General features: G+C 37.1%; 20 protein-coding genes. 8 read left to right on the top strand and 12 right to left on the bottom strand.

Annotated elements, in window-relative coordinates; all coding sequences use genetic code 11:
* Positions 1-317: 317 nt before the first annotated feature.
* The 3 genes from OQY15_RS01735 to OQY15_RS01725 form a co-directional block, all read right to left on the bottom strand.
* Positions 318-986 (bottom strand): glycosyltransferase family A protein, encoded by a 669-nt coding sequence (locus tag OQY15_RS01735; protein WP_265786973.1) that lies wholly within the window; start codon positions 984-986, stop codon positions 318-320.
* Between the two features lie 64 nt (positions 987-1,050).
* Positions 1,051-1,797, bottom strand: coding sequence for a glycosyltransferase family 4 protein (locus OQY15_RS01730; protein WP_265786971.1), 747 nt, complete (start codon positions 1,795-1,797; stop codon positions 1,051-1,053).
* A 22-nt stretch (positions 1,798-1,819) separates the two neighbouring features.
* Positions 1,820-2,245 (bottom strand): hypothetical protein, encoded by a 426-nt coding sequence (locus OQY15_RS01725; RefSeq protein WP_265786968.1) that lies wholly within the window; start codon positions 2,243-2,245, stop codon positions 1,820-1,822.
* A gap of 151 nt (positions 2,246-2,396) precedes the next feature.
* Here OQY15_RS01725 and OQY15_RS01720 point away from each other — a divergent pair, with 151 nt between their 5' ends.
* Positions 2,397-3,722, top strand: a complete 1,326-nt coding sequence (locus OQY15_RS01720; protein ID WP_265786966.1) for an aspartyl protease family protein — start codon at positions 2,397-2,399, stop codon at positions 3,720-3,722.
* Positions 3,723-3,770: 48 nt separating this feature from the next.
* Here the strand turns inward: OQY15_RS01720 and OQY15_RS01715 are convergent, their stop codons facing one another.
* The 3 genes from OQY15_RS01715 to OQY15_RS01705 form a co-directional block, all read right to left on the bottom strand.
* Positions 3,771-4,025, bottom strand: a complete 255-nt coding sequence (locus tag OQY15_RS01715; protein ID WP_265786964.1) for a hypothetical protein — start codon at positions 4,023-4,025, stop codon at positions 3,771-3,773.
* 149 nt (positions 4,026-4,174) lie between these two features.
* Entirely contained in the window at positions 4,175-5,479 is a 1,305-nt protein-coding gene (locus tag OQY15_RS01710) for a glycosyltransferase family A protein (RefSeq protein ID WP_265786962.1), read from the bottom strand.
* Between the two features lie 9 nt (positions 5,480-5,488).
* Positions 5,489-5,773, bottom strand: coding sequence for a hypothetical protein (locus tag OQY15_RS01705; protein WP_265786960.1), 285 nt, complete (start codon positions 5,771-5,773; stop codon positions 5,489-5,491).
* Between the two features lie 460 nt (positions 5,774-6,233).
* Here OQY15_RS01705 and OQY15_RS01700 point away from each other — a divergent pair, with 460 nt between their 5' ends.
* The 3 genes from OQY15_RS01700 (at position 6,234) to OQY15_RS01690 (ending at position 14,675) form a co-directional block, all read left to right on the top strand.
* The gene (locus tag OQY15_RS01700; protein ID WP_265786957.1) at positions 6,234-9,869 is read left to right on the top strand and encodes a SusC/RagA family TonB-linked outer membrane protein; all 3,636 of its coding nucleotides are present in this window, start codon (positions 6,234-6,236) and stop codon (positions 9,867-9,869) included.
* Positions 9,870-9,880: 11 nt separating this feature from the next.
* On the top strand, positions 9,881-11,275 hold the full coding sequence (locus OQY15_RS01695; RefSeq protein ID WP_265786955.1) for a RagB/SusD family nutrient uptake outer membrane protein: 1,395 nt from the start codon (positions 9,881-9,883) through the stop codon (positions 11,273-11,275).
* A 1,600-nt stretch (positions 11,276-12,875) separates the two neighbouring features.
* Entirely contained in the window at positions 12,876-14,675 is a 1,800-nt protein-coding gene (locus OQY15_RS01690; protein ID WP_265786954.1) for an FKBP-type peptidyl-prolyl cis-trans isomerase, read from the top strand.
* A 423-nt stretch (positions 14,676-15,098) separates the two neighbouring features.
* Here OQY15_RS01690 and OQY15_RS01685 read toward each other — a convergent pair whose 3' ends face one another.
* Genes OQY15_RS01685 through OQY15_RS01675 form a run of 3 tightly spaced genes read right to left on the bottom strand, consistent with a single transcriptional unit; the run spans position 15,099 to position 16,786 of the window.
* The gene (locus OQY15_RS01685; protein WP_265786951.1) at positions 15,099-15,425 is read right to left on the bottom strand and encodes a hypothetical protein; all 327 of its coding nucleotides are present in this window, start codon (positions 15,423-15,425) and stop codon (positions 15,099-15,101) included.
* A 15-nt stretch (positions 15,426-15,440) separates the two neighbouring features.
* A complete protein-coding gene (locus OQY15_RS01680) occupies positions 15,441-16,157 on the bottom strand; it encodes a glycosyltransferase family A protein (RefSeq protein WP_265786950.1) in 717 nt (238 codons plus the stop codon).
* Positions 16,130-16,786 (bottom strand): glycosyltransferase family A protein, encoded by a 657-nt coding sequence (locus OQY15_RS01675; protein ID WP_265786948.1) that lies wholly within the window; start codon positions 16,784-16,786, stop codon positions 16,130-16,132. Before OQY15_RS01675 ends, OQY15_RS01680 begins: the two co-directional genes overlap by 28 nt.
* Positions 16,787-16,998: 212 nt before the next feature.
* Here OQY15_RS01675 and OQY15_RS01670 point away from each other — a divergent pair, with 212 nt between their 5' ends.
* Positions 16,999-17,748 (top strand): hypothetical protein, encoded by a 750-nt coding sequence (locus tag OQY15_RS01670; protein WP_265786946.1) that lies wholly within the window; start codon positions 16,999-17,001, stop codon positions 17,746-17,748.
* A gap of 16 nt (positions 17,749-17,764) precedes the next feature.
* Here the strand turns inward: OQY15_RS01670 and OQY15_RS01665 are convergent, their stop codons facing one another.
* A complete protein-coding gene (locus OQY15_RS01665; protein WP_265786944.1) occupies positions 17,765-18,019 on the bottom strand; it encodes a hypothetical protein in 255 nt (84 codons plus the stop codon).
* Between the two features lie 171 nt (positions 18,020-18,190).
* Here OQY15_RS01665 and OQY15_RS01660 point away from each other — a divergent pair, with 171 nt between their 5' ends.
* From OQY15_RS01660 to OQY15_RS01650, 3 genes are all read left to right on the top strand, one after another.
* On the top strand, positions 18,191-18,754 hold the full coding sequence (locus OQY15_RS01660; protein ID WP_265786942.1) for a hypothetical protein: 564 nt from the start codon (positions 18,191-18,193) through the stop codon (positions 18,752-18,754).
* A 23-nt stretch (positions 18,755-18,777) separates the two neighbouring features.
* On the top strand, positions 18,778-19,503 hold the full coding sequence (locus OQY15_RS01655; RefSeq protein WP_265786935.1) for a hypothetical protein: 726 nt from the start codon (positions 18,778-18,780) through the stop codon (positions 19,501-19,503).
* 93 nt (positions 19,504-19,596) lie between these two features.
* Positions 19,597-21,159, top strand: a complete 1,563-nt coding sequence (locus OQY15_RS01650; RefSeq protein WP_265786929.1) for a trehalase family glycosidase — start codon at positions 19,597-19,599, stop codon at positions 21,157-21,159.
* Here the strand turns inward: OQY15_RS01650 and OQY15_RS01645 are convergent.
* Positions 21,154-22,356 carry a glycosyltransferase family 4 protein gene (locus OQY15_RS01645; RefSeq protein ID WP_265786927.1) on the bottom strand — a complete coding sequence of 401 codons (1,203 nt, stop codon included), beginning with the start codon at positions 22,354-22,356 and terminating at the stop codon, positions 21,154-21,156. The genes OQY15_RS01650 and OQY15_RS01645 overlap by 6 nt on opposite strands.
* On the bottom strand, positions 22,357-22,998 hold the full coding sequence (locus OQY15_RS01640; RefSeq protein WP_265786925.1) for a glycosyltransferase family A protein: 642 nt from the start codon (positions 22,996-22,998) through the stop codon (positions 22,357-22,359).
* Between the last annotated feature and the right edge of the window lie 10 nt (positions 22,999-23,008).

The raw sequence follows: 23,008 nt of genomic DNA, 5'->3' as shown, positions 1-23,008 counted from the left end.
TATTTTACTGGTTATGTTGGGGGCATCATGGCGTGGCTCATACAATATTAATTTATTACTGATCAACAAAATACGAAAAAATTCATTTACTTAAATTACCAAACCTGCAAAATTTCCTCACATCTATTTATCAATAATCGATTAAAGCTTATCACAAGCCTTCAATTATTACTTTGTAGCCATTATAGATGTTAAGTCGGAGACTTACGTACGATTTTCTTTGAAATTAGCTACTTTAATATTACACTTATAGCTGTTGCGATGGTTGATGTTGCTGAGATGATCATTAATATCTTGCCATCATTGATGACTTTTATTTAGACGTCCTTAAGTCTTGCATTAGAAGAGTGAACAATTGCTAGAAACCCCTCAAAGTAATCATGCGCAAAAATTTTTGCATTTTTATTTCTGACGAACAAGTTATCTTCACCTATTTCAATTTCCGGGAAGTGGTGTTTATCCCAATACGATTTCCGGTAGGCGAGGGTTGCACCTATCAGCCAGTTTTTTTTTATAGTCTGATATTTCGAAATATAGAATTTATTGTGCTTCACTGAGAAAAATTGTACTTGACTCAATCCGCAAAGGTCGACCTCATATTGAAGAATACTGTTTACCTGATAGGATATCCAATTATTGGCATACCAATCGTCATCATCCCAGTGGATAATAATACTACCAGCCGCCTTTTCACAAGCAATGTTACGTTTTGTACTAATCAAAAGTTTCTTTTCGAGGTAAAAATATCTGATGCAATATAAATTTGGGAGCATCCTGGCAATGGATTCTTCTCCATCATCAATAATTATCAATTCTTTATATGGGTAGTCCTGCTCCAGAAAATATTTGATTGCCTTCGGAATAAAATGTTGCCTGTTTGCTGTTGGCATAATGCAACTCACCATAGGGAAACTGGTATCGATTTGATTAAAATCAGGTGGCCAGTAAACCATAGGCAAGGAGCATGAGGCTGCATTGAGAAACATAACTTATTTTTTATTTAAGTTATGCAGTAAGCTGAAAATCAGATAGGGTCATCTGTTACAAATACTATCTGCGGTCCGTGTGCCAAAGATCATCACATCTTCTGGTATATTCTAATAACATTTGATCTGAGAAGCTTTGAATCAAAGATTCATGATCACTAAAGATATCCATATTAAAATGTCTATAAATCAATTGTTCAAAGCTGCTAACAATAGTTTCTGCCCTGTAATCCTTCCATATTTTTTTTTTAGCTGCTTTTCCAAAGTCTTTTCTTACGTGTTCATTGTGGTATAAGTATAGAAGTGCGTTAGCTATATCATTTATGTTTCGTTCTACAACCAGACCAGTTAGCTCATTGTCAACTAATTCTATCTGGGCATTATCCTTATGAGGTATACTAACAGTAACGACCGGAATTGCTGCTGCCATCGCTTCTGCAATCACTAAGCCAAAGCTTTCTCCAATTCTACTTGCTGCGAGGAAAACATCCATTGCCTGATAGTACTTGAGCAACTGTTTAAGGTCAGAGGTATTCTCAACGATAATCAACTTCTCCAGAATCTGAATGTGCCTGGCGTATTCCAGAATGTTAGGCGTGGCGCCAACCAGTAGGAACCGAACATGATTGTTATTTTTAGCAAATTGAGCAAATCCATCCAAGGTGATCAAATCGAATTTCGCGTCATTGGCGCGGCCGATTCTGCCTATTATAAAAAAATCTTTCAGACCGTTCTTCTTTTTGAAATACTCTATCTCAAGTTCTGTGCAAAGCATATTTGTGATATGGCAAACATCTACAGGATTAGCCAATGCTTTTCTCTTGCGTTCAAACTTATAGATCCTGATCCAAGAGCATCCGTCTAATCAGGATCATTTTAGAAACATACAGATCGTAGTCGATACAGTCATATAACGAAGAGCGAGTATGCAGACCAAAAACATTTGTTTGAATAACAAGTTTAGGTCTGTTCGCCTGGACAATGCTGAAAAGCTTTGGGTCCAGTGAACCATCACCATGCCAATGCAAAACGTCTGTATTTCGTAAATGCTCTGCCAATTTCTCATATTCGCCATTCAATATGATAACTCTAGTGCCCATTTCCTCTATTATCTGTGCTCTGACACCTCCCTCTTTCAAACCAAGGACCGTGACTTGAAAGTATTCTTTGTCAAGAAATTGACTGAAAAGCTGGATGACATATTCTGTCCCTCCCAAACCTAATTCATTACCCACCTCAAGTATTCTTATCTTATTCATTTCAACTTTATACCGATTGATTCTGAAGTAAATTAGATAATGCGCATAATAAAGAATAAGACAAAAGTCTCATAAAACTTGGGAGTTTATATGGCTATGACATACTCTTGATACCAGAGAACATATTTCAAATATTCCGAATTAGAACCAAATGAATTTTAGAAAACTATTTTTTACCTGCAGTATTTTACTTAGCTGCTTCCAGTCATCATATGCCCAGATAGCAGAATTACCTTTTATATTTAAAGGAAAACATATGTTTATTAAAGCGAGCTTTAATAACAGCGATAGCCTGAATTTTATCTTTGATACCGGAGCGACCGGGATGATGATCGATTCTGCAACAGCAGAAAGAGCAGGAATCAGTAAAGAAAGTCGTTTGCCTGCATCAGTTGCCGGATCTGGTGGAAGCCAAAGTTATACGATGGTATTAAATCAAAGCATCAATTTGGGAAAGACTGAACTTAAACATGTCAATCTTACAATGGTGAATTTTTCCTCTCTATCAACTACCTTAGGATCTAAACTTGATGGTATTATTGGCTATGAGATATTGAGCAGATACGTTACTAAAATTGATTTCGATCAAAAAAAAATATTTTTATACGATCGAATCAATGCGGTTGACACGACTGGCTATTCAAATATGCCTTTTGAGTTCAGTAAAAACATCTTAATCCCACGTTTTCCCATTTCCATTACGCTGGCAAATGGTGAATCATTCACTGGAAAAGTGATGTTTGATACTGGCAATGCTATTCCACTTCTTGTTAGCAGTCCCTTCAGTAAGTTCCACAACTTTGATAGCAAATTGGGTGAGACTACGAGATCCCTTGGAAGAGGAATGAATGCTATTACCCAGGATCAAGTGGCAGATATAAAATCTATGACATTTGGTGGATTTCACTTTGGGCCTATGAGCATAAGACTAACTATCAATGATAAAGCGGATGCGCAGGATGGTTACCTGGGAATCCTTGGCATTGAGGTGATCAGACGCTTTAACATCATTATGGATTACAAGCGTAAGTACATATACTTGCAACCAAACAGATCATATCGTGATCCATTTGATCAGGAAATGGAGAGAAAAAAGTTCAAAGCTAAAAATACTGCGTTTCTAATAAAGAATAAGACAAAACCTGGAGTAAAAACCACGAATTCTGGTTTGCAGTACAAAGTGATCAGGAGGGGAAATGGTCCTCTTCCGAAATTATCGGACAAAGTCAGTTTACATTTCAAAGCAACTCAAATTGATGGTAAGAAATTATGGAGTACATATGACGACCAGAAGCCTTGGGTACATCATCTTGATAAAGCGATGGAAGGTTTGAAGGAAGCCACTTTACTAATGCCTGTTGGATCTAAACTCATCCTTTACATTCCGTCTGATCTCGCTTTCGGTGACGATGGAGATGAAGATGTTCCTGGTGGTGCTACGGTAATCTACGAACTTGAAATTTTAAGTGTAAATTAGAGTTAAGCCAGAGGATCGCGTCAGCGCTTTGCTGAGGCGATCCTTTTCTTATTGCTGGCCTTTTAAATAAACATATTGCTTTAATCCAGGACCATCTGGCTGTGCCCTTGAGGTCACCAATGCATTAAAAATGTATTGGCGAACGTTTGATGAAATTTTTTTGGGATGGGGCGTTCCATCTTCAACATATATTGCACAAATTGCCAGGCCATCAAAACATGTTGGCCTTACGTTAACCCTAAAATAGCTTGAGGGGATATTTACATCACCTCTACCATCATATGCATACCATTCTCTAGCCATAATCTGTGAATGCTTTTATGTATCAAATAGCAAACGAAAAACTTTAGATATTGCTTACTCTATAAAGGTTTTCAGCGTCTCCTCACTGTATTCACACTTTAAGCTAGTTGCCACGGGCAAACCATCTTTAAGGACATTTTCTATCGACATTAATCAGGAATCTTAAGGAATTTAATATTTGTATTATCATCATGAGAGGTAGCTATAAATCCTTGAAAATAGTCATGTGCAAAAATTGTAGCACCATGATTTCGCACATAATCATTATCTTCTCCAACCTCTAAATTTTTAAAAGGATGTTGTCGCCAATAAGCCTTTCTGTAGATCAAACTTGCACCAGTTAACCAGGGACTTTTTGAGTTGTAATTATGCGTCATCCAGTATTTGTTGCTGGCAGGAGAGAAGAACTGGACCTGATTAATTCCGCAGATATCAGCTCCGGATTCTACCATTGCCTTCACTTGGTATGAGATCCAATCTTCTGCGTACCAGTCATCATCATCCCAGTGAACGATATACTCTCCCGAAGCCTTTGAGCAAGCAATATTTCTCTTATGTCCTAATGTACCCAATGGCTGTGTATAATAATATTTTATGCTTGGATCATCAGGAATTAGTCCTTTAACAGATTCATTACCATCGTCAATGATTATCAATTCGGTGTTGGGATAATCCTGTTTCCTATAATTTTCTATTGCATTAGGAATAAAATAGCGTCTGTTGGCTGTAGGCATTATACAGCTTACCATGGGAGTATCCTGATCATAGATAATTTTCTGAGCATCAGATTTTTTTTGGGGTGATTCCAGCATCGTCACCCATTTTGACTGCTGCAATTTCTCTTTAGGATCTTCAAATAACCTGATGCTTTTATTATGATCATGAATAATTCCAAGATATCCTTCAATATAATGATGAGGATAAATGACTGTACCAGGGCTATTGACGAAATAAATATCTTCACCTGCGTTCATCTGCCGGAAAGGATTTTTTTGCCAAAATGATTTCCAGTAAGCTAGCGTTGCACCATATATCCATGTATTATTATCATCATCATCATGATATTCCCATCGTTCATGTGTCGTACTTGAAAGGAAATGAAGATCCCGAAGGCCAGTTATATCTACTCCCGGATGAGTCACCAGTGCTTTAACTTGATTTGATATCCAATCTGCAGCATACCAGTCATCATCATCCCAATGCACAATAATTTGTCCATCAGCTTGTGTACAACAAAGATTTCTTTTTTCTCCCAGCGCTATGAGTCTGTTCACATAATGATACCGAATAGAGGGATTATTTGGAACTAATTTTGCACAGGAACTTTTTCCCGAATCCAGTATAATCAATTCAGTGTTGGGATAGTCCTGATGTAAAAAATAATCTATAGCATATGGAATAAACTGAGGCCTGTCAGCAGTAGGCATAATGCAGGAAACTTTATAGGAATCCATATCTGCTTCTTAGAAAATTGACGATTTCAGATACACATATTTTTTAGCTGCCTCAGGAACATCTGGCTCCGGAACAAGGTTCACCAAACCATTTACAATGTACTCCTGTATGTTTTTAGAAAGGGGTGAAAAAGGGGCTGAGCCAACTTCTGGCTGTGCCCCAAAAAACTCAGCGTTAATGGCACATATTGTGGGACCGTTAAGACAGGATGGAGATAGTGTTACTCTTTTGTAACTGGATGCGAGAAGGGGATCTGCGGCGACATTTGTAAAGGCATACCAGGCTCTAGGCATAATGAGAGATGCTTTTATATATCAAAAAGCTATCAAAAAACTTTAGTGATTACCTACTCTGTTAAAGGGTTTTCGGCTTCCCCCAGTAGTTCTAATTTACCATTACTATCAAGTTGTATAGAGGTCAGTTGTCCCTGAATCCGTGGATTTCATTATATGTTCCGAATAAATCAAAAGGAGACTTAGGACATGCCGGTTCTTTAATATACAATGGAAGTATTAACCTATATAATGACTTTGTACTCAAACATTCAAAATCTACCCATTGGGATCGTTGAAAGGAGGATTATGGTTTCACCCTGAACTATCTTAAGAAATTGGATCGAAAGATACCAGGAGTGTTGCGAGCACTCCTGGTTAGTGCGATTTGATTGAATATTAAATACAAACACACCGAATTGACCACAGCAGAGCAGCTTTTTTAGATTGCTTCTTAGCTATTAAAACCAGCAACAAATTTATGAAATTTTATACTAAACTCTCAGGTTGCCCTAAAGGTGGCCTGTATAAATTTTTATTAATAATGCGGCTAATTACAATTTTGATTTTTGCAGGAATCATGCATGTAAGTGCGGGCACTTATGGGCAACGGATCACGTTAAATCAAAAGGGAATTACGCTGAAACAGATTTTTAAAGAAATCAAGCGCCAGACAGGGTATGATGTGCTTTGGCAAAAAGGCAATATTGATATAACCCGGGTTATTGATGCCCATTTTAATAACACTTCGATAGCTGAGGTAATGGCTACAAGTTTGAAGGAACAAAAATTATTATTTGATATCCAAGATGAAAGTATTGTCATTAAATCCCAATACGTAACCTCTGCCATAACCAATTCATTATTGATGCAAGATTCAATAGTTTATAAAGGTACTATCACGGATGAAAATGGAAAGCCCATGGCCGGTGCTACTGTAAAAGTAAAAGATAGCAGGAAAGTCACTTATACCACACTTAAGGGAACATTTGCTATCTACGGCCCTAAAAAGGGAGGATCTTTAATCATCTCATACATTGGATACTTAACGAAAGAAATCACTTTGAGTGGAGTGGATGCTAACCAGGTAAGTATTAAGATGGTCCCTGGGAGTAATAACCTTGGAGAGGTAAATGTGGTAAGTACAGGTTACCAGGATTTGCCCAAAGAGCGTGCAACGGGATCATTTGAGGTAATTACCAAAGAACAACTACAACATAGTACTGACCCAAACTTACTGCGACGCTTGGAAGGTATTACAACAAGTATGAATTTTAACAATCAACTTACGGCAGCTAACTCAAGTAATCAACTATCAGTTCGTGGTCCCTCAACTTTGAGTAATTTAACTATTAGAGGGATAACGACACTTCCACGTGCTGCCAATGAAGATACAGGTGTTCCACTTGTTGTAATTGATGGTATTGCTACTCCATACTCTATTGATTATGTTAATCCAAATGAAGTTGAAAGTATAACAATATTGAAGGACGCTGCTTCTGCCTCAATTTGGGGATCTAGAGCTGCGAATGGAGTAATAGTAGTAAAGACTAAACGCGGTGGTTATAATAAGCCAATAACAGTATCATTCAATTCAAATTTCAATATTTCGGAAAAATTAGATTTGTTTTACAATAAATATATGAGTACCTCTGAATTTATTGATGCAGAGGTGAAAAGATTTTATAACAATAATACTAATGTTACAATTCCTACAATAGCTACTATTACAACTCCTCAGAGACGTATATCGCCAGTAGACGAAATCTTAGGTCAACAAAAAAGAGGTGAAACTACCCAAAGTCAGACCGATGCTGCATTAAATTTACTGCGTGAGAATGATATCCGAAAAGATTATACCAAATATTTTCTTCGCAGTGCACTTAGACAAAGTTACTCACTGGGCGTGGATGGAGGAAGCAAGAATATTTCGTATCGATTATCTGTAGGTTACGATAATACTTTAAATAATACGAAGCAATCAGATGCTAATAGAATAACTGTAAATTATTCAACTGGCATCCGTATATTTAAAAAGCTGGAATTGCAAACGAATATTGCATATAGTTTGCAGAATGCTAATAATCAGGCTCTCAACAATGGAATTAGTGGTACTACAAATGAGACCTTTTATCCTTATACACGATTGGCAGACAATGCTGGAAATCCATTAAGCGTACCCAAAACATATCGGAAAGCCTGGGTAGATCTTTTTGAGTCAACTTATGGCAACAAAGTTTTAAGTTTACAATATAAGCCTCTCGAAGATATTAAAGAAGGATATTATAAGAATAAATTCCAGAATATTAATTTAGGTTTAAATGCTGTATATTCATTTAACTCAGTATTTTCAGGCAACGTAGCATATAATTATAGTGCTGGGCTTGGTGAGGATAATACTTTATATAGAGAAAACTCTTTTTACATGAGAGATCTAATTAATCAGTACACAACACCCAACACCTTTGTGAGAAACCTTCCTTTAGGAGGTTTTTTAAATACGGGATTAAGACGGCCTAAGACCAACACATTAAGGGGGCAATTAAATGTAAATAAATCCTGGGGCAGCAAACATACTTTAAGTGGAATAATTGGTGTAGATATAAGTCAACTTCAGAGCAAATCTACTTTTAATAATTATTATGGTTATAACGAGGATCAACTTTCAAATGTAAATCAGCTTACATATAATACTAGGTTTTCATTATTGTATACTAACTCTTCAGGGCTTCTGTCCGCCCTGCTACCGGGACTTCCGCAGTCCTTTAGTAGTGTCACAACAAGGACAATTGGGACATATGCTAATGCAGCTTACACATATAATCGGAGGTATACTGTATCAGCAAGCATTCGTAGAGATGCTTCAAGCGATTTTGGGGTCGGAAGTAACAAAGGAGGAGTACCCTTCTTTTCGACTGGGTTGAGTTGGAATATAACCAACGAAGATTTCTATACCTGGTCATTTTTGCCTCGACTCCAATTACGTTCAACATATGGATATAACGGTAATGTAAATCCTGCAGTTAGTGCTTATCCATTGATTTTAAAAAGTCCGAGCTTTGGTGACAATGGACTACCATTTGCAACTACGCTCAGTGATGCTAGCAACTTCAAACTCAGGCCTGAGAAAACTGGGGTTCTAAATTTGGGACTCGATTTTGGCTTCAGAAACAATCGTATATCAGGAAGTATTGAATTTTATGATAAGCAAACTACTGATCTTCTTTCAGAGGGAATAGTAGATCCAACAACTGGTTACAGAAGATTAACTTATAACACTGCTAATATGCATGGTTCCGGTGTTGATTTAATATTGAATTCCATAAACTTGCAAAGAGGTAACTTTAGTTGGAGCAGCGCATTTCTATTCAGCTACAATCAGGTGAAAGTGACGAAGCTTTTTTCACCAGCTGCAGCGAATGTCACTCAAGGCTTAGTGGGTGCGCAAGCATATAATGAAGGTTATAATGTGTATAGATTATTTGCACTACGCTGGGCTGGGCTTGATCCTTCAACTGGTGATCCACGAGGATATTTAAATGGACAGGTTGTATCAATATCTGGTACTTCGGCTGGAAGTCAGGCATATAATAACATTCTTGCGGCACCCTTGTCGACAGCACGCTATTTCGGTTCTTCAGTTCCAGTGTATTTCGGTTCATTGCGCAATTCATTCAGCTATAAATCTTTTTCAATATCTGCTAACCTTTTATATAAATTGGGATATTATTTTAGAAAAACTAATCCAGTAAGTTATACCCAACTTTTCACTCAAAGGGTTCTGCAAAGATCTGAGTACACTCAACGGTGGCAGACACCAGGAGATGAGCTAAAAACTAATGTTCCATCTTTAACATTTCCAATCAGCTCCGCAAGAGATGAATTTTATCAATTCTCAGATATAAATGTTTTAAAGGCCGACCATGTAAGATTACAAGAGATCATTTGCTCATATGGTTTAAATAGAAAGGACTGGGCGGTGAAAAATTTACGTCTTTATTTCAATGTAAGTAATCTTGGAATAGTTTGGAGGGCTAATAAATATGGAATTGATCCTGATATTAATGATTATCCAACTCCCAGAACCTATAGTTTTGGTTTAAGCGCTAACTTTTAAATTTAGTTAAAATGAAAATCTTAAAATTATATTTATCCTTGATATTAATTAGCGTTTTAATGCATTCTTGTGAAAAATACCTTGATGTAAAACGCACTAATACACAAGTTCCAATCAAATCAACACAAGATTTACAATTACTATTAGATAATATGACGCTAAATCTAGGTCTATCAAATGATGGGACTTTGTCAGCTGATGATTATTACGTAGACAATAATATCTACATTTCACAAGATGTAACCAATGAAGATCGAGATTTTTATACATGGAATAATGCTGCAATTCGTAATTCTTCTTCGAGCTGGCAACATACATACTTTATAATTTACACTGCAAACCTGATAATTGAGAATAGTGATAAATTTAGAAAGAATAAAAGTGAGGACATACAAAAACTTGATATTTTGAAAGGTTCAGCATTATTTTATCGAGCGTGGGGACATTGGAATCTGGCACAATTATATGCCAAGACATATGCAGCTGGGACAGCCTCACAAGATATTGGCATCCCACTCAAAATGTCGTCAGATATAAATGAGAAAATTGTGCGAAGCAATGTTAAGGAAACCTATGATCAAGTCTTGCGTGATTTACAGGAAGCGACATCGCTATTGCCAAATACAGTAGTTATAGCAACTCGTCCGTCTAAGGCGGCTGCTTACGCTATGTTAGCTAGAGTTTATTTATCAATGGAAGAGTATAAAAGTGCTTTGGAAAATGCAACAGCATCACTGCAGATAAATAATCAATTATTAGATTTCAACACTTTAAGTAAGACTGACGCAGCACCCTTTGTTAGATATAATAAAGAGGTGTTATTTCATAGTATTTCAAGTAGTAGTCTTTTACTTGAACCTGGAACAGCGGATGCACCTATTGCGAAGATAGATCCTGGCTTAGCCGCATCTTACGAAGCAAATGATTTACGTAAAGTTTTATACATTAAAGCTAATATTGGACCATTGCATGTTGGTACATTTCGCTTTTCTGGTAACTATGATGGTTCAGTTTCATCATCATTGTTTAACGGAATTGCCATTGATGAAGTATATCTGATTCGTGCAGAATGTTATGCTCGTGCTGGTAATATTGTCTCGGGACAAGCGGATCTAAATACATTGCTTAAATCAAGATGGATCAATGGCACCTACATTAATATATCTATAGACAACGCAGATCAATTATTGAGCAAAATACTTACTGAAAGAAGAAAGGAATTATTAATGCGAGGATTAAGATGGTCCGATTTAAGACGATTAAACCGAGACAATCGATTTGCTAAAACTCTGGTAAGAACTGCACAATCTATTACATATACCTTACCGGCAAATGACAACAGATATGTTCTTCTCATTCCTACGGAAGTAATACAGAATAATAACGTCACTCAGAATTTTAGATAGTGCAGATATTTAAAAAATAATTTTGGAGGTGCCTTTAGGCACCTCCAAAATCATCTTATTGTGATTTTTTATATAGGTATGGTTTACCACCAGTTTGTGGTATTGCATTGGCTGATGTAGCCTGTGCTAAATTAATATAACTCCTAATATTAGGACTTAGGGGTGATAGTGGATTGGGCTGTGGTGCTGGTGCAAATGGGAAATAAGCATAAATTGCACACAATACAGTAGGACCAACACATTCAATAGTTTGGGAAGGTAGGTAATCCCAAGATCCAGCTGCCGTTACAGGTGTTTGACCATTATATACATACCAAGCTCTAGGCATAAAATGGACGCTTTTATAAATCAAAAAGCAATCAAAAAACTTTAATTACGCCTACTCTGTTGCAGGGTTTTCGGCATCTCCCTATTTAGATTACAAATTAAATTTAGAAATACAGAGTTTCATATTTAACTATTAACCATGCACTAATTTATGTGTAATTCTTTGGTTTTTTAGGTGCTTTCTGTCCCAAATAATAAAACTTAGACATGCTGAAAAAAACTCAATTTGCTTTAAATATTTTCTTTGCCATTACGCATTTAGTCTGCTTTCTTATATAGATAAGGTATCCCTATTTGTGGAATTGAATTGGAAGACGTAACAAGTGCAGAGTTAATATAATTTCTAATATTTGGTGATAATGGTGCAAAAGGAGTTGCAGGAGCTGGCAATACAGGAACATACACAGAAATAACACATAAAGTCGCAGGACCTTCACATCCGATAACTGCTGCGCCGTCGCAACCAAGGAGGTTCCAGGACCCAGCTGCTGTTACAGGGGTCCCACCATTATAAACATACCAACATCTCGGCATAATATTTTATGCTTTTGTGAATCAAAAAGCAATTAAAAACTTTAAATTTTGCCTACTCTATTACAGGATATTCGGCTTCCCCCTTCATTCTCACCAACCAACCCTCTTACGGATAAATTACTATCTAATACCATTATTCGATTTTCGTAATGCCACGGCACATAATATGGAACAAGAATAAATTAATGAGTTTAGTTGACACTGTTATTAATTAGATTTTTTATATAAATATGGCTTACCTGTCTGAGGTATAGCATTCGCGGAAGTACTTTGGGCAAGGTTAATATATGCCCTTATATTGGAAGATAATGGAGATAAAGGATTAGGTTGTGGTGCTTCCGCAAATGGATAATAACAACTAATGGCGCAAAGTGTAGTTGGTCCAATACACTCAATTCCGGGAAAATCTCCAATAGGTGGGATATAGCTCCAGGATCCTGCGGCTGTTACGGGTGTTTGGCCATTATATACATACCAAGCTCTGGGCATAATATAGATGCTTTTATATATCAAAAAGCTATCAAAAACTTTAATTATGCTTACTCTTTGAAGGGTTTTCGGCATCCCCCTTTAGATATATAATTGTTGACTTCAGTTTCTAAATTTATTATAACCTAATTTACTAATTATCTATGGCAAGTCTTTGGACAAAGGATACATAAAATCACGAGTGATTTGGGATAGTTTATGATTTGCCTATACATTCAATGAAGTTAAATAATCACATATCAGAAGACTTATGAAAATATTATTTAAAAGCATTTTCTTTATATTACTAACATTGCCCTTACAAGTACTTTGTCAAAAGCATTTCCCAGATGATGAGCGACTAAATGGGAACGTTAAAACTGTCGCTCTGACAGTGGGAGATTCAGTTCCAGACTTTATCATCCCAAAAATATTTAATGCGAGATATAGTTATGGCAAAATTTCGGATTTTGATAATCAATTGTTGCTGATAGATTTTTGGTCAACAAATTGTAGTGGATGTATTGCTGCTCTACCCCGTCTAGAAGATTTGCAAAAAAAAATTGGAAATAGACTGAAAATCCTTCCCGTTACATATGAGTCAGAGAGTATAGTTTCTGCATTTTGGAAAAATAATAAATATACAAAATCAAATACTCTCCCTTCAGTTGTTGAAGACAAAATATTTCAAACTTACTTCCCTCACATTGGAGTGCCGCATGAAATTTGGATTTATAACAGAAAGGTTGTTGGTATCACAACAGCCGATTATGTCGATGAACAAAATATTACACGGATACTAGCCGGCGAGAATGTTAATTGGAAGATTAAAAATGATTTTTTTAAGCACGATTATTCCAAAAAGCTTTTTGATATTGGCGGTGATGAGAGGCACCCAATAATATACACAGCTCTATCTGGTTATAAGTCCGGCATTAATACCATGGGCTTTAGCGGAGGCAGAGGTATTATAAGGAATGCATATGATCGAACATTTAGAACTTATATGATCAATGAACCAATTCATACTATGTATGTAGTAAATTGGATGTCCACATATAAAATGGGAGATCTCATTACACCATCATTGACTATTGATTCAAATCAAACCGTGTGGGAAGTTTTGGACCGCTCTAAGTATAGGTGGAATTACAAAGACAATAGGTATCCTGAAGAATGGATATTAACTGCTGGACATTGTTTTGAATCCGTAAATAAGGATAGCGGTCAAAGTGATTCAGAAATCTATAGGAAAGTCAATAAACAGTTGGATGAAATCTTAGGATTACATGTACGTTGGGAAAAAAGAACAGAAATAGTGTGGGTATTAAATGAAATTTCATCAGGAATCGCAAAAAAAGTTAAGGGAGAAAAAATTGGAATAGGGATAAGTGTTTCAGGGCTTATATCAAAATTGAATAATCAGGAAGATCATCCTTATGTTTTTGATGAAACACCAGCGGCCTCCGTCGATAGTAGGATTTCCTCTAATTTATGGATAAGAATTAATTTAGATCTACATGCAAGTTTTGAGGACATAAATATGGTTTTAAGTTCCTATGGATTGATTCTCAGGAAAGAATTGCGAACTGTCGATAAGTTAATCTTCACCGAAGTCAGTGAGAATAATAACTTTAATCAACATATTTTAAACAAATCTTCCACTAAACAAGTAAACAATGCCACACAAGAGGAGAATGAAAGATTTCTAGATGAAAACAAAGAAAGAGAAGGTGTCATTTCACTGCCTTCAGGTTTACAGTATAGGATTATTCGTGAGGGAAATGGTATTAGACCCAAATTTAATAATAAAATTAAGGTTCATTACACTGGAATGCAAGTGAACGGTAAAGTTTTCGAAACTACGTTGAAAAATGCAAAACCTGTGGAATTAAAATTAGCTGATGTGATTGATGGGTGGAAGGAAGCATTGGCATTAATGAAAGTAGGATCAAAATGGATTATATATATACCTTCCTTCCTGGGATATGGAAGTCATACAGCGCATGGAAGTTTTCCACCAAATAGTAATTTAATTTTCGAAATTGAACTTATAGAGGTGGTTAAGTAAAAATACAGATTCCGCAATAATTTAGGATGTAAGCTCTAGATGCTTTACTATTATTGCGGAATCATTACATTTATCAAACTAATACGCCTCTCATATATACATATCGCTTAGCATCCGTTGGGATCTGTGGTTGAGATACTAATGTGGCGGTACCATCAGCTATATATTGTCTAATATTGGTACTGAGGGGAGCAAGAGGATTTAGAGGTGCGATTGGGCCAGGGTAGAAAGCATAAACTGCACATACCTGTATGCCATTTACACAAGCAGGTTTTGAATTATTACTTAAAAGTCGATAATTACCTGCCGCATACTGGGCATCTGCTGTTGTTGCCCCATTGAAAACATACCAGGCTCTAGGCATAATAAAGGATGCTTTTATAGATCAAAAAGCGATCAGAAAACTTTAAATTTCAGCCTACTCTATTCTGGGTTTTCGGCATTTCCCCTAACATATTGAAAATTGGTACTATCCATTGCAGGATTAGGAGACATTCGTACCTCAAGCGGTACTGGTGGAAAGGTGGAAGAGGGTTGGCCTTTACCACTTGCCAAGGCTCGAATAATATAAAAGAGTAGTCCCGGTGTTCCTTCAATATCAGGCCTTCGTTCCGGATCTTCAGGAATTTCGTCTGCAAATATAGCATGCAAGTAAGGGCCATCGACACAATCAGGTGCTTTATTTAAGATTTTATAACTGGATGAATCACATATATCCAGCTCATTATTAATTAATTTATACCAAGGCATATTCCAATTTTAGCATTAGATCCTACTCTTTTCTGGGTTTTCGGAATCTCCCTTAAATTCAATATCCATATATTGTATCGCACGTCTCTTATGTTTTTTATTTTCAAAAGGTTTGAGTGTAGTATTACCCGAATGGAGTATAGCACAAAATCCCTCGGTATAATCATGTGCAAATATAGTCGCGTTATTATTCCAGATATAATCATAATCTTCACCTATTTGCACATCTTTAAATGGATGATCTTTCCAAAAAGATTTATGATAAGCCATAGTTGCACCTGATAGCCAGGGCCTTTCCTGGCTTCTGCCATCATAATTCCAATATTTTTTCATCAAAGGCGAATAAAAAGGAATTTGATTTAAACCACATATGTCTGCGCCGGAGCTTTCTAATGCGGCGACCTGTTTTGCAATCCATTCATAGCCATACCAGTCATCATCATCCCAATGCATGATTATTTTACCTTGTGCCAGCTGACATGCATAATTCCTTTTAAGGCCGATGCTTCCAAGAGGTTCTGTATAATGATATTTTACTCTATAATGTTCAGGTATTACTGATCTGACAGAATATTTGCCATCATCAACAATAATCAATTCCGCGTTGCGATAACTTTGATTAAGAAAGTAATCTACAGCCATTGGTACAAATAATTCTCTATTAGCTGTCGGCATAATACAAGACACGTGATGAGCACTCATAATCAGGATGCTGGTTTTGATTCTTTCCAACCCACTGGATTTTTTTTATGCTTAGGATTTTCAATAGGTTTAATACTGGTATTGTTTGCATGAAGAATTGCAACAAATCCATGAAGGTAATCTAAAGCAAAAATCTTCCCGCCAGAATTCCATACAAAATCGTAATCTTCACCCACTTGTAGGTCTACAAAGCTGTGTTCCTTCCAAAAGGACTTTTTATATGCCATTGTAGCTCCACACAACCAGGGTTTATCTTCATCGGTATCTTCATACATATACCGTTTATTCAAAGATGGAGAGAAAAAAATCACTCTATTTAAGCCTGTTATATCGGCTCCAGATTTTAATTGCGCTTCCACTTGTCTGCTTATCCAGTCTGGTGCATACCAGTCGTCATCGTCCCAGTGCAAAATGATTTCACCATTAGCTTTGTCACAGGCTGCGTTTCTTTTGATACCAATAGTACCCATTGGCTCAATATAAAAATATTTGATCCTTAGATTGTCTGGAATAATATCAAATGCTGATTCTTTTCCGTCATCCAAAATGATTAGCTCAGATCTAACGTAGTCCTGTTCTAAAAAGTATTGAATGGCCATCGGAAGATATCTCTGCCGATTTGCAGTCGGCATGATGCAGGAGACGAGTGGTTGATCCATAGAATTTTGTTTTTATAATTGTATGTTATAAAATTAAATGATAGGCTAGGTTTTTCATAGGGACACTTGTCTCATAAGTGATCGACATAAATATTTAACGCTACAAACAAGAATTTGTCTTTTGGAATATTTGCAACATTTGGGACAAATGATCCGGAATTACAAAAGAAGTTTCACTGATCGTACTTTATTGTAAATTCAATTTTAAATGAATGGAAATATTTAGAAAAACCCTATCAATTATGAGTAAAAAAATAGAAATAGACATTATCATTTTGAGTTATGCTCAAAGTATTGAACTCAAAGAGGTTACTGACAATTGTATTAAATCACTACTCTGCTCAGAAGATCCGACTAAGGTCAAATTTAATATTATCGTAGTTGAATCCGAGAGAGCAATGGGTTCATATCAATATGAATATACGACAACGATTTATCCTGATGTTGAATTTGGATATAATCTGTATATGAATAAAGGCATAGACATCTCTTCGTCGCCTTATGTCTGTATTTGTAATAATGACTTGATATTTTATGAGGGATGGGCTACCAATATTGTCAATGCTTGCGAGAAATTTAAATTGGACAGTGCATCACCTGCTTGTGGTATTTTCCACCCGCAGGAGGGTTTTAAGTTGGACGGTTCTATACATTTCGGATACAGAGTTAGAGCACATATTGCAGGCTGGTGTCTATTTTTCAAGCGCGACCTATTGAAGCAAATGGGCAGACTGGATGAAAATTACCGTTTTTGGTGTGCAGATAATGATTATGGAAATACACTTTTTATCTTAAAGCTGAGGCACGGGTTAGTAACATCTTCAAGAGTTGACCACCTTGGTAGCATCACCCTGCATGCTCAAACAGATTACAAACAGCAAGATTTAACTTATGGAGAGTTAAAATACTGGGAAAAAAAATGGAAATATCGTTTGGGCACAGGTTGGGAGATTATTAGTTAACCTCCCAGGAAACCGTTTATACATCTTTTAGATATACATACTTTTTTGTAAAAAATGGATCAAAAGGTTGCAATAACTCCGTCTCTAAACCTTTTTTAATGTAGTCTCTTAGATTATTAGATAGAGGATCCAATGGATGAATTTCCACTCCCGTAGCATAAATCGCGCATAAGTTTGCCCCACATAAATAACCCGGTTTTGCCGTGAGTCTATGATAGTTTTCAACATTAAACGGATCTCCACCCATAAATGCATACCAAGATCTTTTCATAATTTTAAATGATTTTGTATTAAAAGTAGACAAAGCATTTCTTCATACTAAGGACAGATGTCTCATTATAAATCTGGCCAAAAGTCCCTAAAATTTACTATAGCGACAAAGGGAGTTTTTTCTCGTTAACTTACGTTAATACTAAACCAGTCAAACATCAAAGGATACGCTATGAAATTATTAGAAAAAATAGACCGCCATGAAGTACTGAGAAGATGGGCAGTAGGGGAAGTGTACTCCGAATTTTTTAATCCGGCATTTGAATCAACCAGACAGGAAACCCTAACAATGTTACTTTCCGGCAGCCATTATTTAGAAAAGGAAGGAATCAGCAATGTTTTAGAGCTCAAGCAAGGTTTGGTTGATTCCATCTCATTATATATCAATTGGTATCGCGCTCTTTTAGAACTAAAAAAGTCAGATCTGGATCTGGTTTACACCTTACAGCTACCAGGTTGGAAAAGAAATACCGATGGATCCTACCTCATCTCTGACGCTGCAAGAAATCTCAACAAACTACCTTATCTCGATGCGCGGGTATCCGGAATTTACCGTGCGTTAAAAAATCAGGATGTAAAATTGGAAGGTATAACACTACTTGCTGTAGATAAAGTTGGACCCTATGTCGCAGTGGAAGGGACAGGTCGGCTCACAAGCATATACATGATACATGCACTTGACCATCTTGAAATAAGTGAAAATAATGAAGTGGAGGTTACCCTGGGATTGTATTAATGAATTCTTTAACAGAATGAACTATGAAAGGTATAACAGAAGTCGACATTATCATATTAAGTTATGCATACAATGCAGCATTAAAACTTATGACAGAAAACTGCATACATTCATTAATGGATTCTGAAGACAGAGACAAGATCAAATTTAATGTAATAGTTATTGAATCAGAACGAACGCTGGATGGCCATCAATATGAAAATTCTGTAACCTTATATCCGGATATGGATTTTGGATATAACAAATTCATGAACATCGGAATTGAGCTCACTTCTTCAAAATATTTATGCCTTTGCAACAATGATCTGATTTTCCATACAAATTGGGCAACAGAAATTCTTATAGCATTTGATACATATTATGATCTTTCCAGTGCATCACCTCTATCACCATCTCATCACGAGGGACTTGGCTTTCATTTCAATACAGGAATTTATCCAGGTTATAGAAATAGATACGAGATAGCAGGATGGTGTTTATTTCTAAAGCGTGATGTGCTTAGGCTAACTGGAAGTTTAGATGAGAACTTTACATTCTGGTGCGCAGATAATGATTATGCCAACTTGATGGCAAGCCTTCATTTGGGCCATGCTCTAGTCACAAGCTCTATTGTAGAGCATCTGGGAAGCGCTACTTCAGATGTAAATTTTATGCTCAGTAAACTTGAACTTACATCAAATGAATTTTTTTATCTGGAGAAAAAGTGGAATAGCAGGATGGGGCAGGGCTGGAAGTTAATTGCTCCTTAAGAAGACCTGCACTTGGTGTTAGACTGTTAAGGACGGTTGACGGTTTGTATTTGAGTAATTTTGGAATTACAACCAAATATCCTTTCAAAATACATGAAAACCCTTTTTCTATCAATCATTATTGCTGGCTTCCTATCAGGTATTGCTCAGGCCCAAATTTACGTGAACACCTATGTTCCAGATTCTCTGGTCTTCCGGAACACCTTCCTGAACCAAAAACCAAATCCTGCAAAAACTCCTACCTTCAGTGAAATAAAGGAAAAACTACCAGAACCTATTTGGCCCAAGCGAAGTGATGTAGTGTCATGCTACTGGAAAGCCTGGTCACTGGCATTTCGCAATGTACATCCTGTTACAAAAGAGAACGGCTTTATCGAGCCCTATATTGATCCTGCCTTTAATAAACATATTTTTATGTGGGATACAAGTTTCATGGTCTTATTTGGGAGATATGGGCACAATGCTTTTAATTTTCAGGGCAGCCTGGATAACTTTTACAATAAACAACACAAAGACGGATTTATATGCCGCGAGATTTCTACCCTGGATGGCAATGAATTATTTGAACGTTTCGATGCATCCAGTACAGGTCCCAATATCATGCCATGGGCTGAATGGGAATATTTCCAGAATTTCAATGATCAGACTCGACTAAAGAAAGTTTTTGCTCCTTTGCTGGCTTATTATAAATGGTTTAGAACCAACCGTTCCTGGCCAGATGGTTCATATTTTTCAACGGGCTGGGGATGCGGTATGGATAATCAGCCTCGTGTCCCTGAGGGGTTTCACAATGAATTCAGTCATGCCTTTATGTCCTGGATTGATACATCAATGCAGGAGCTTTTTGCAGGCAAAGTACTGATTGCTATCGCAAAAACACTAGGCCGCGAAAATGAGATCAAAGAAATAGAAGTTGAAATCCAGCAATTATCTGAATACGTTAATACCAAAATGTGGGACCAGCAAACATCTTTTTACTATGACCGGTTTCGCGATGGGTCTTTATCAAACGTAAAAAGCATAGCTTCTTACTGGGCACTGCTTGCTGAAGCGATACCTAATAATAAATTGAAAAATTTTATCGGTCACCTGGAAAATCCCCGCGAATTTGCACGCCTGCATCGTGTACCAACACTTTCCGCAGATCATCCTGTATTCACACCAGGCGGTAACTATTGGCAAGGGGGAGTGTGGGCTCCCACATCCTATATGGTATTGCGCGGCCTCACAAAATACAAGCAGGATTCTCTGGCATATGAGATTGCATTGAATCATTTGGATAATGTGGTTAAGGTCTTCAACAAAACCGGCACTTTATGGGAGAATTATGCACCTGACAGAGTGGAGGGAAAATACCAGAAAGACCTGGTCGGCTGGACGGGTCTTGTGCCAATATCTGTGCTTTTTGAGTATGTTTTTGGAATTAGACCTAATGTTCCTGCCAATACTGTTGTTTGGGATGTTCGCCTGCTGGATGAATTTGGAGTGAATAAATATCCTTATAAGGAAAAGGGACTCATCAATTTTTGGGTGGCAAGGAGAAAGAGAAGTACCGACCAGCCTGAAATTAAAGTGCAGTCTAACATCGCCTTTGATCTTCAGTTGGTGTGGAAGGGTGGAACCCGGCTATTCCATATTAAACCCGGCAGATTATAGCTGTATTTCTGGTTGCCACAAATTATGTAATCTTGAAATATACTCGTCAACCATTTCCTGTGAATAGTCTGTTAAAAGTGATCCTCCTGAATTGAGCAGGGGGATCCTCAAATGATCAAAAATTAAATTCTCCAAACTTTTGACAATACGACTCGCACGATATGCTTCTTCAACTTTTCGTTTTGATGCAGCAGAAAATGCTGATCGCAAATCTTGATGCTGATAGAGGAAAAGCAGTGCATCTGCAATCTTTGTAATGCTCCGTTCCACTACCAGACCTGTTGTACCATTGTCAACCAATTCAATCTGTGCGTTATCCTTATGTGGCGTACTGATCGTAACGACAGGGATACCGGAAACCATAGATTCAGCAATCACCATCCCGAAACTTTCTCCAAATTCACTTGCGGCCAGAAAGATATCCATTGAGTGATAATAATATAATAATTTTTCTAGATCTGCTGTATTTTCCAAAATAAGCATTTTATCCTGTATTCCTAATTGATTAACGTAGAACAAAATTTCAGGTGTGCAACCTACCAAAAGGAACTGCGCTTCTTTTACATTTTCAGCAAATGCTGCAAAGGCATCCAGAGTAATAAGGTCAAACTTCGCATTATCTGCCCTTCCTATCCTTCCAACAATAAATAATCCTTGTAATCCATGTTGCCTTTTGAATCTTTGTAATTCCCAATCTGATGGTCTTAAGCGTTCAATTTCCGGTATATCGATTGGATAGGAAAGAACCTTTCTTTTATAAGCAAAATTATCAGGCAGATGCTGGTCATAAAACATTCTCCTGACCAGGATCATTTTGGAGATGTATAAGTCGTAGTCTATGACATTATATAGTTTGGTATGTTTATAGGCTCCGAAAACATTGGTCTGCAACACCAGTTTTGGTTTGTTGTCTCGTATCACCTCAAACAGGTCCTGATCCAGCGTCCCATATCCGTGCCAATGGAACACATCTGTTTCCTGCAGCATAGTTGCTAGTTTGTTAAGGTCCCCGTCAAGAACAACCACTCGTAAACCCAGTTTCCCAATCAGTTCCCTTCTGGGCCCACCCTCACGAAGAGCAACCACTGTAACATCAAAGTATTCTTTGTTGAGATACTTGCTATATAGCTGAATGGCATATTCAGTACCACCCAACCCCAATTCATTACCGGCCTCAATCAGTTTTATTTTATGCATTTATAGGGAATTTATTTTATGTGCTGGATTCTCAAAGTACTTTCTGGTTGTATTCCGGGGATGGAGAATTGCAATAAATCCATCGATATAATCGTGTGCAAATAACTTGGCTCCGGAGTTTTTAAGAAAATCACTGTCTTCCCCTGCTTGCAGGTCTTTGAAATTATATTTTTCCCAGAATGATTTTCGGTATGCTAAAGTAGCACCATTCAGCCAGCCAGGGTAGTTGGGATTGTTTCTGTTTAGCGCCGTTCCTTTCCATAAGGTATCAGTAATCGCTGAGTAAAAGTTTACATGTTCAATGCCAGTTATATCTGCTCCTGAAGTGTTTAGAAACTGTACCTGCCTACTTATCCAGTCCTTCGCATGCCAGTCGTCATCATCCCAATGAAGAATGATTTCACCGGTTGCCCTTTGACAGGCTTCATTGCGTTTAATACCTACACTTTGTTTTTGATCAAAAAAATAGTGTTTGATACGCTTATCCGCTGGTAGTAATGAAGCTATTGATTGCGTACCATCATCAATGATGATCAGTTCTGCATCAGGATAATCCTGCTGCAAAAAGTCATTGATGGAAAAAGGGATATACCTGTGCCTGTCTGCCGTCGGCATAATGCAGTATGCTTTTGGTCGGTTCATTATCTGTTAT

This window comes from Pedobacter sp. MC2016-15, assembly GCF_026239695.1.
Taxonomy (GTDB): Bacteria; Bacteroidota; Bacteroidia; order Sphingobacteriales; family Sphingobacteriaceae; genus Pedobacter.
This window is presented reverse-complemented; position numbering and strand designations above follow the sequence as displayed.

Bases quoted from the DNA above. Each gene is read 5' to 3' on its own strand.
- OQY15_RS01735 (WP_265786973.1), bottom strand. From the start codon at position 986: ATGTTTCTCAATGCAGCCTCATGCTCCTTGCCTATGGTTTACTGGCCA.
- OQY15_RS01725 (WP_265786968.1), bottom strand. From the start codon at position 2,245: ATGAATAAGATAAGAATACTTGAGGTGGGTAATGAATTAGGTTTGGGA.
- OQY15_RS01720 (WP_265786966.1), top strand. From the start codon at position 2,397: ATGAATTTTAGAAAACTATTTTTTACCTGCAGTATTTTACTTAGCTGC.
- OQY15_RS01715 (WP_265786964.1), bottom strand. From the start codon at position 4,025: ATGGCTAGAGAATGGTATGCATATGATGGTAGAGGTGATGTAAATATC.
- OQY15_RS01710 (WP_265786962.1), bottom strand. From the start codon at position 5,479: ATGGATTCCTATAAAGTTTCCTGCATTATGCCTACTGCTGACAGGCCT.
- OQY15_RS01705 (WP_265786960.1), bottom strand. From the start codon at position 5,773: ATGCCTAGAGCCTGGTATGCCTTTACAAATGTCGCCGCAGATCCCCTT.
- OQY15_RS01700 (WP_265786957.1), top strand. From the start codon at position 6,234: ATGAAATTTTATACTAAACTCTCAGGTTGCCCTAAAGGTGGCCTGTAT.
- OQY15_RS01695 (WP_265786955.1), top strand. From the start codon at position 9,881: ATGAAAATCTTAAAATTATATTTATCCTTGATATTAATTAGCGTTTTA.
- OQY15_RS01690 (WP_265786954.1), top strand. From the start codon at position 12,876: ATGAAAATATTATTTAAAAGCATTTTCTTTATATTACTAACATTGCCC.
- OQY15_RS01685 (WP_265786951.1), bottom strand. From the start codon at position 15,425: ATGCCTTGGTATAAATTAATTAATAATGAGCTGGATATATGTGATTCA.
- OQY15_RS01675 (WP_265786948.1), bottom strand. From the start codon at position 16,786: ATGGATCAACCACTCGTCTCCTGCATCATGCCGACTGCAAATCGGCAG.
- OQY15_RS01670 (WP_265786946.1), top strand. From the start codon at position 16,999: ATGGAAATATTTAGAAAAACCCTATCAATTATGAGTAAAAAAATAGAA.
- OQY15_RS01665 (WP_265786944.1), bottom strand. From the start codon at position 18,019: ATGAAAAGATCTTGGTATGCATTTATGGGTGGAGATCCGTTTAATGTT.
- OQY15_RS01660 (WP_265786942.1), top strand. From the start codon at position 18,191: ATGAAATTATTAGAAAAAATAGACCGCCATGAAGTACTGAGAAGATGG.
- OQY15_RS01655 (WP_265786935.1), top strand. From the start codon at position 18,778: ATGAAAGGTATAACAGAAGTCGACATTATCATATTAAGTTATGCATAC.
- OQY15_RS01650 (WP_265786929.1), top strand. From the start codon at position 19,597: ATGAAAACCCTTTTTCTATCAATCATTATTGCTGGCTTCCTATCAGGT.
- OQY15_RS01645 (WP_265786927.1), bottom strand. From the start codon at position 22,356: ATGCATAAAATAAAACTGATTGAGGCCGGTAATGAATTGGGGTTGGGT.
- OQY15_RS01640 (WP_265786925.1), bottom strand. From the start codon at position 22,998: ATGAACCGACCAAAAGCATACTGCATTATGCCGACGGCAGACAGGCAC.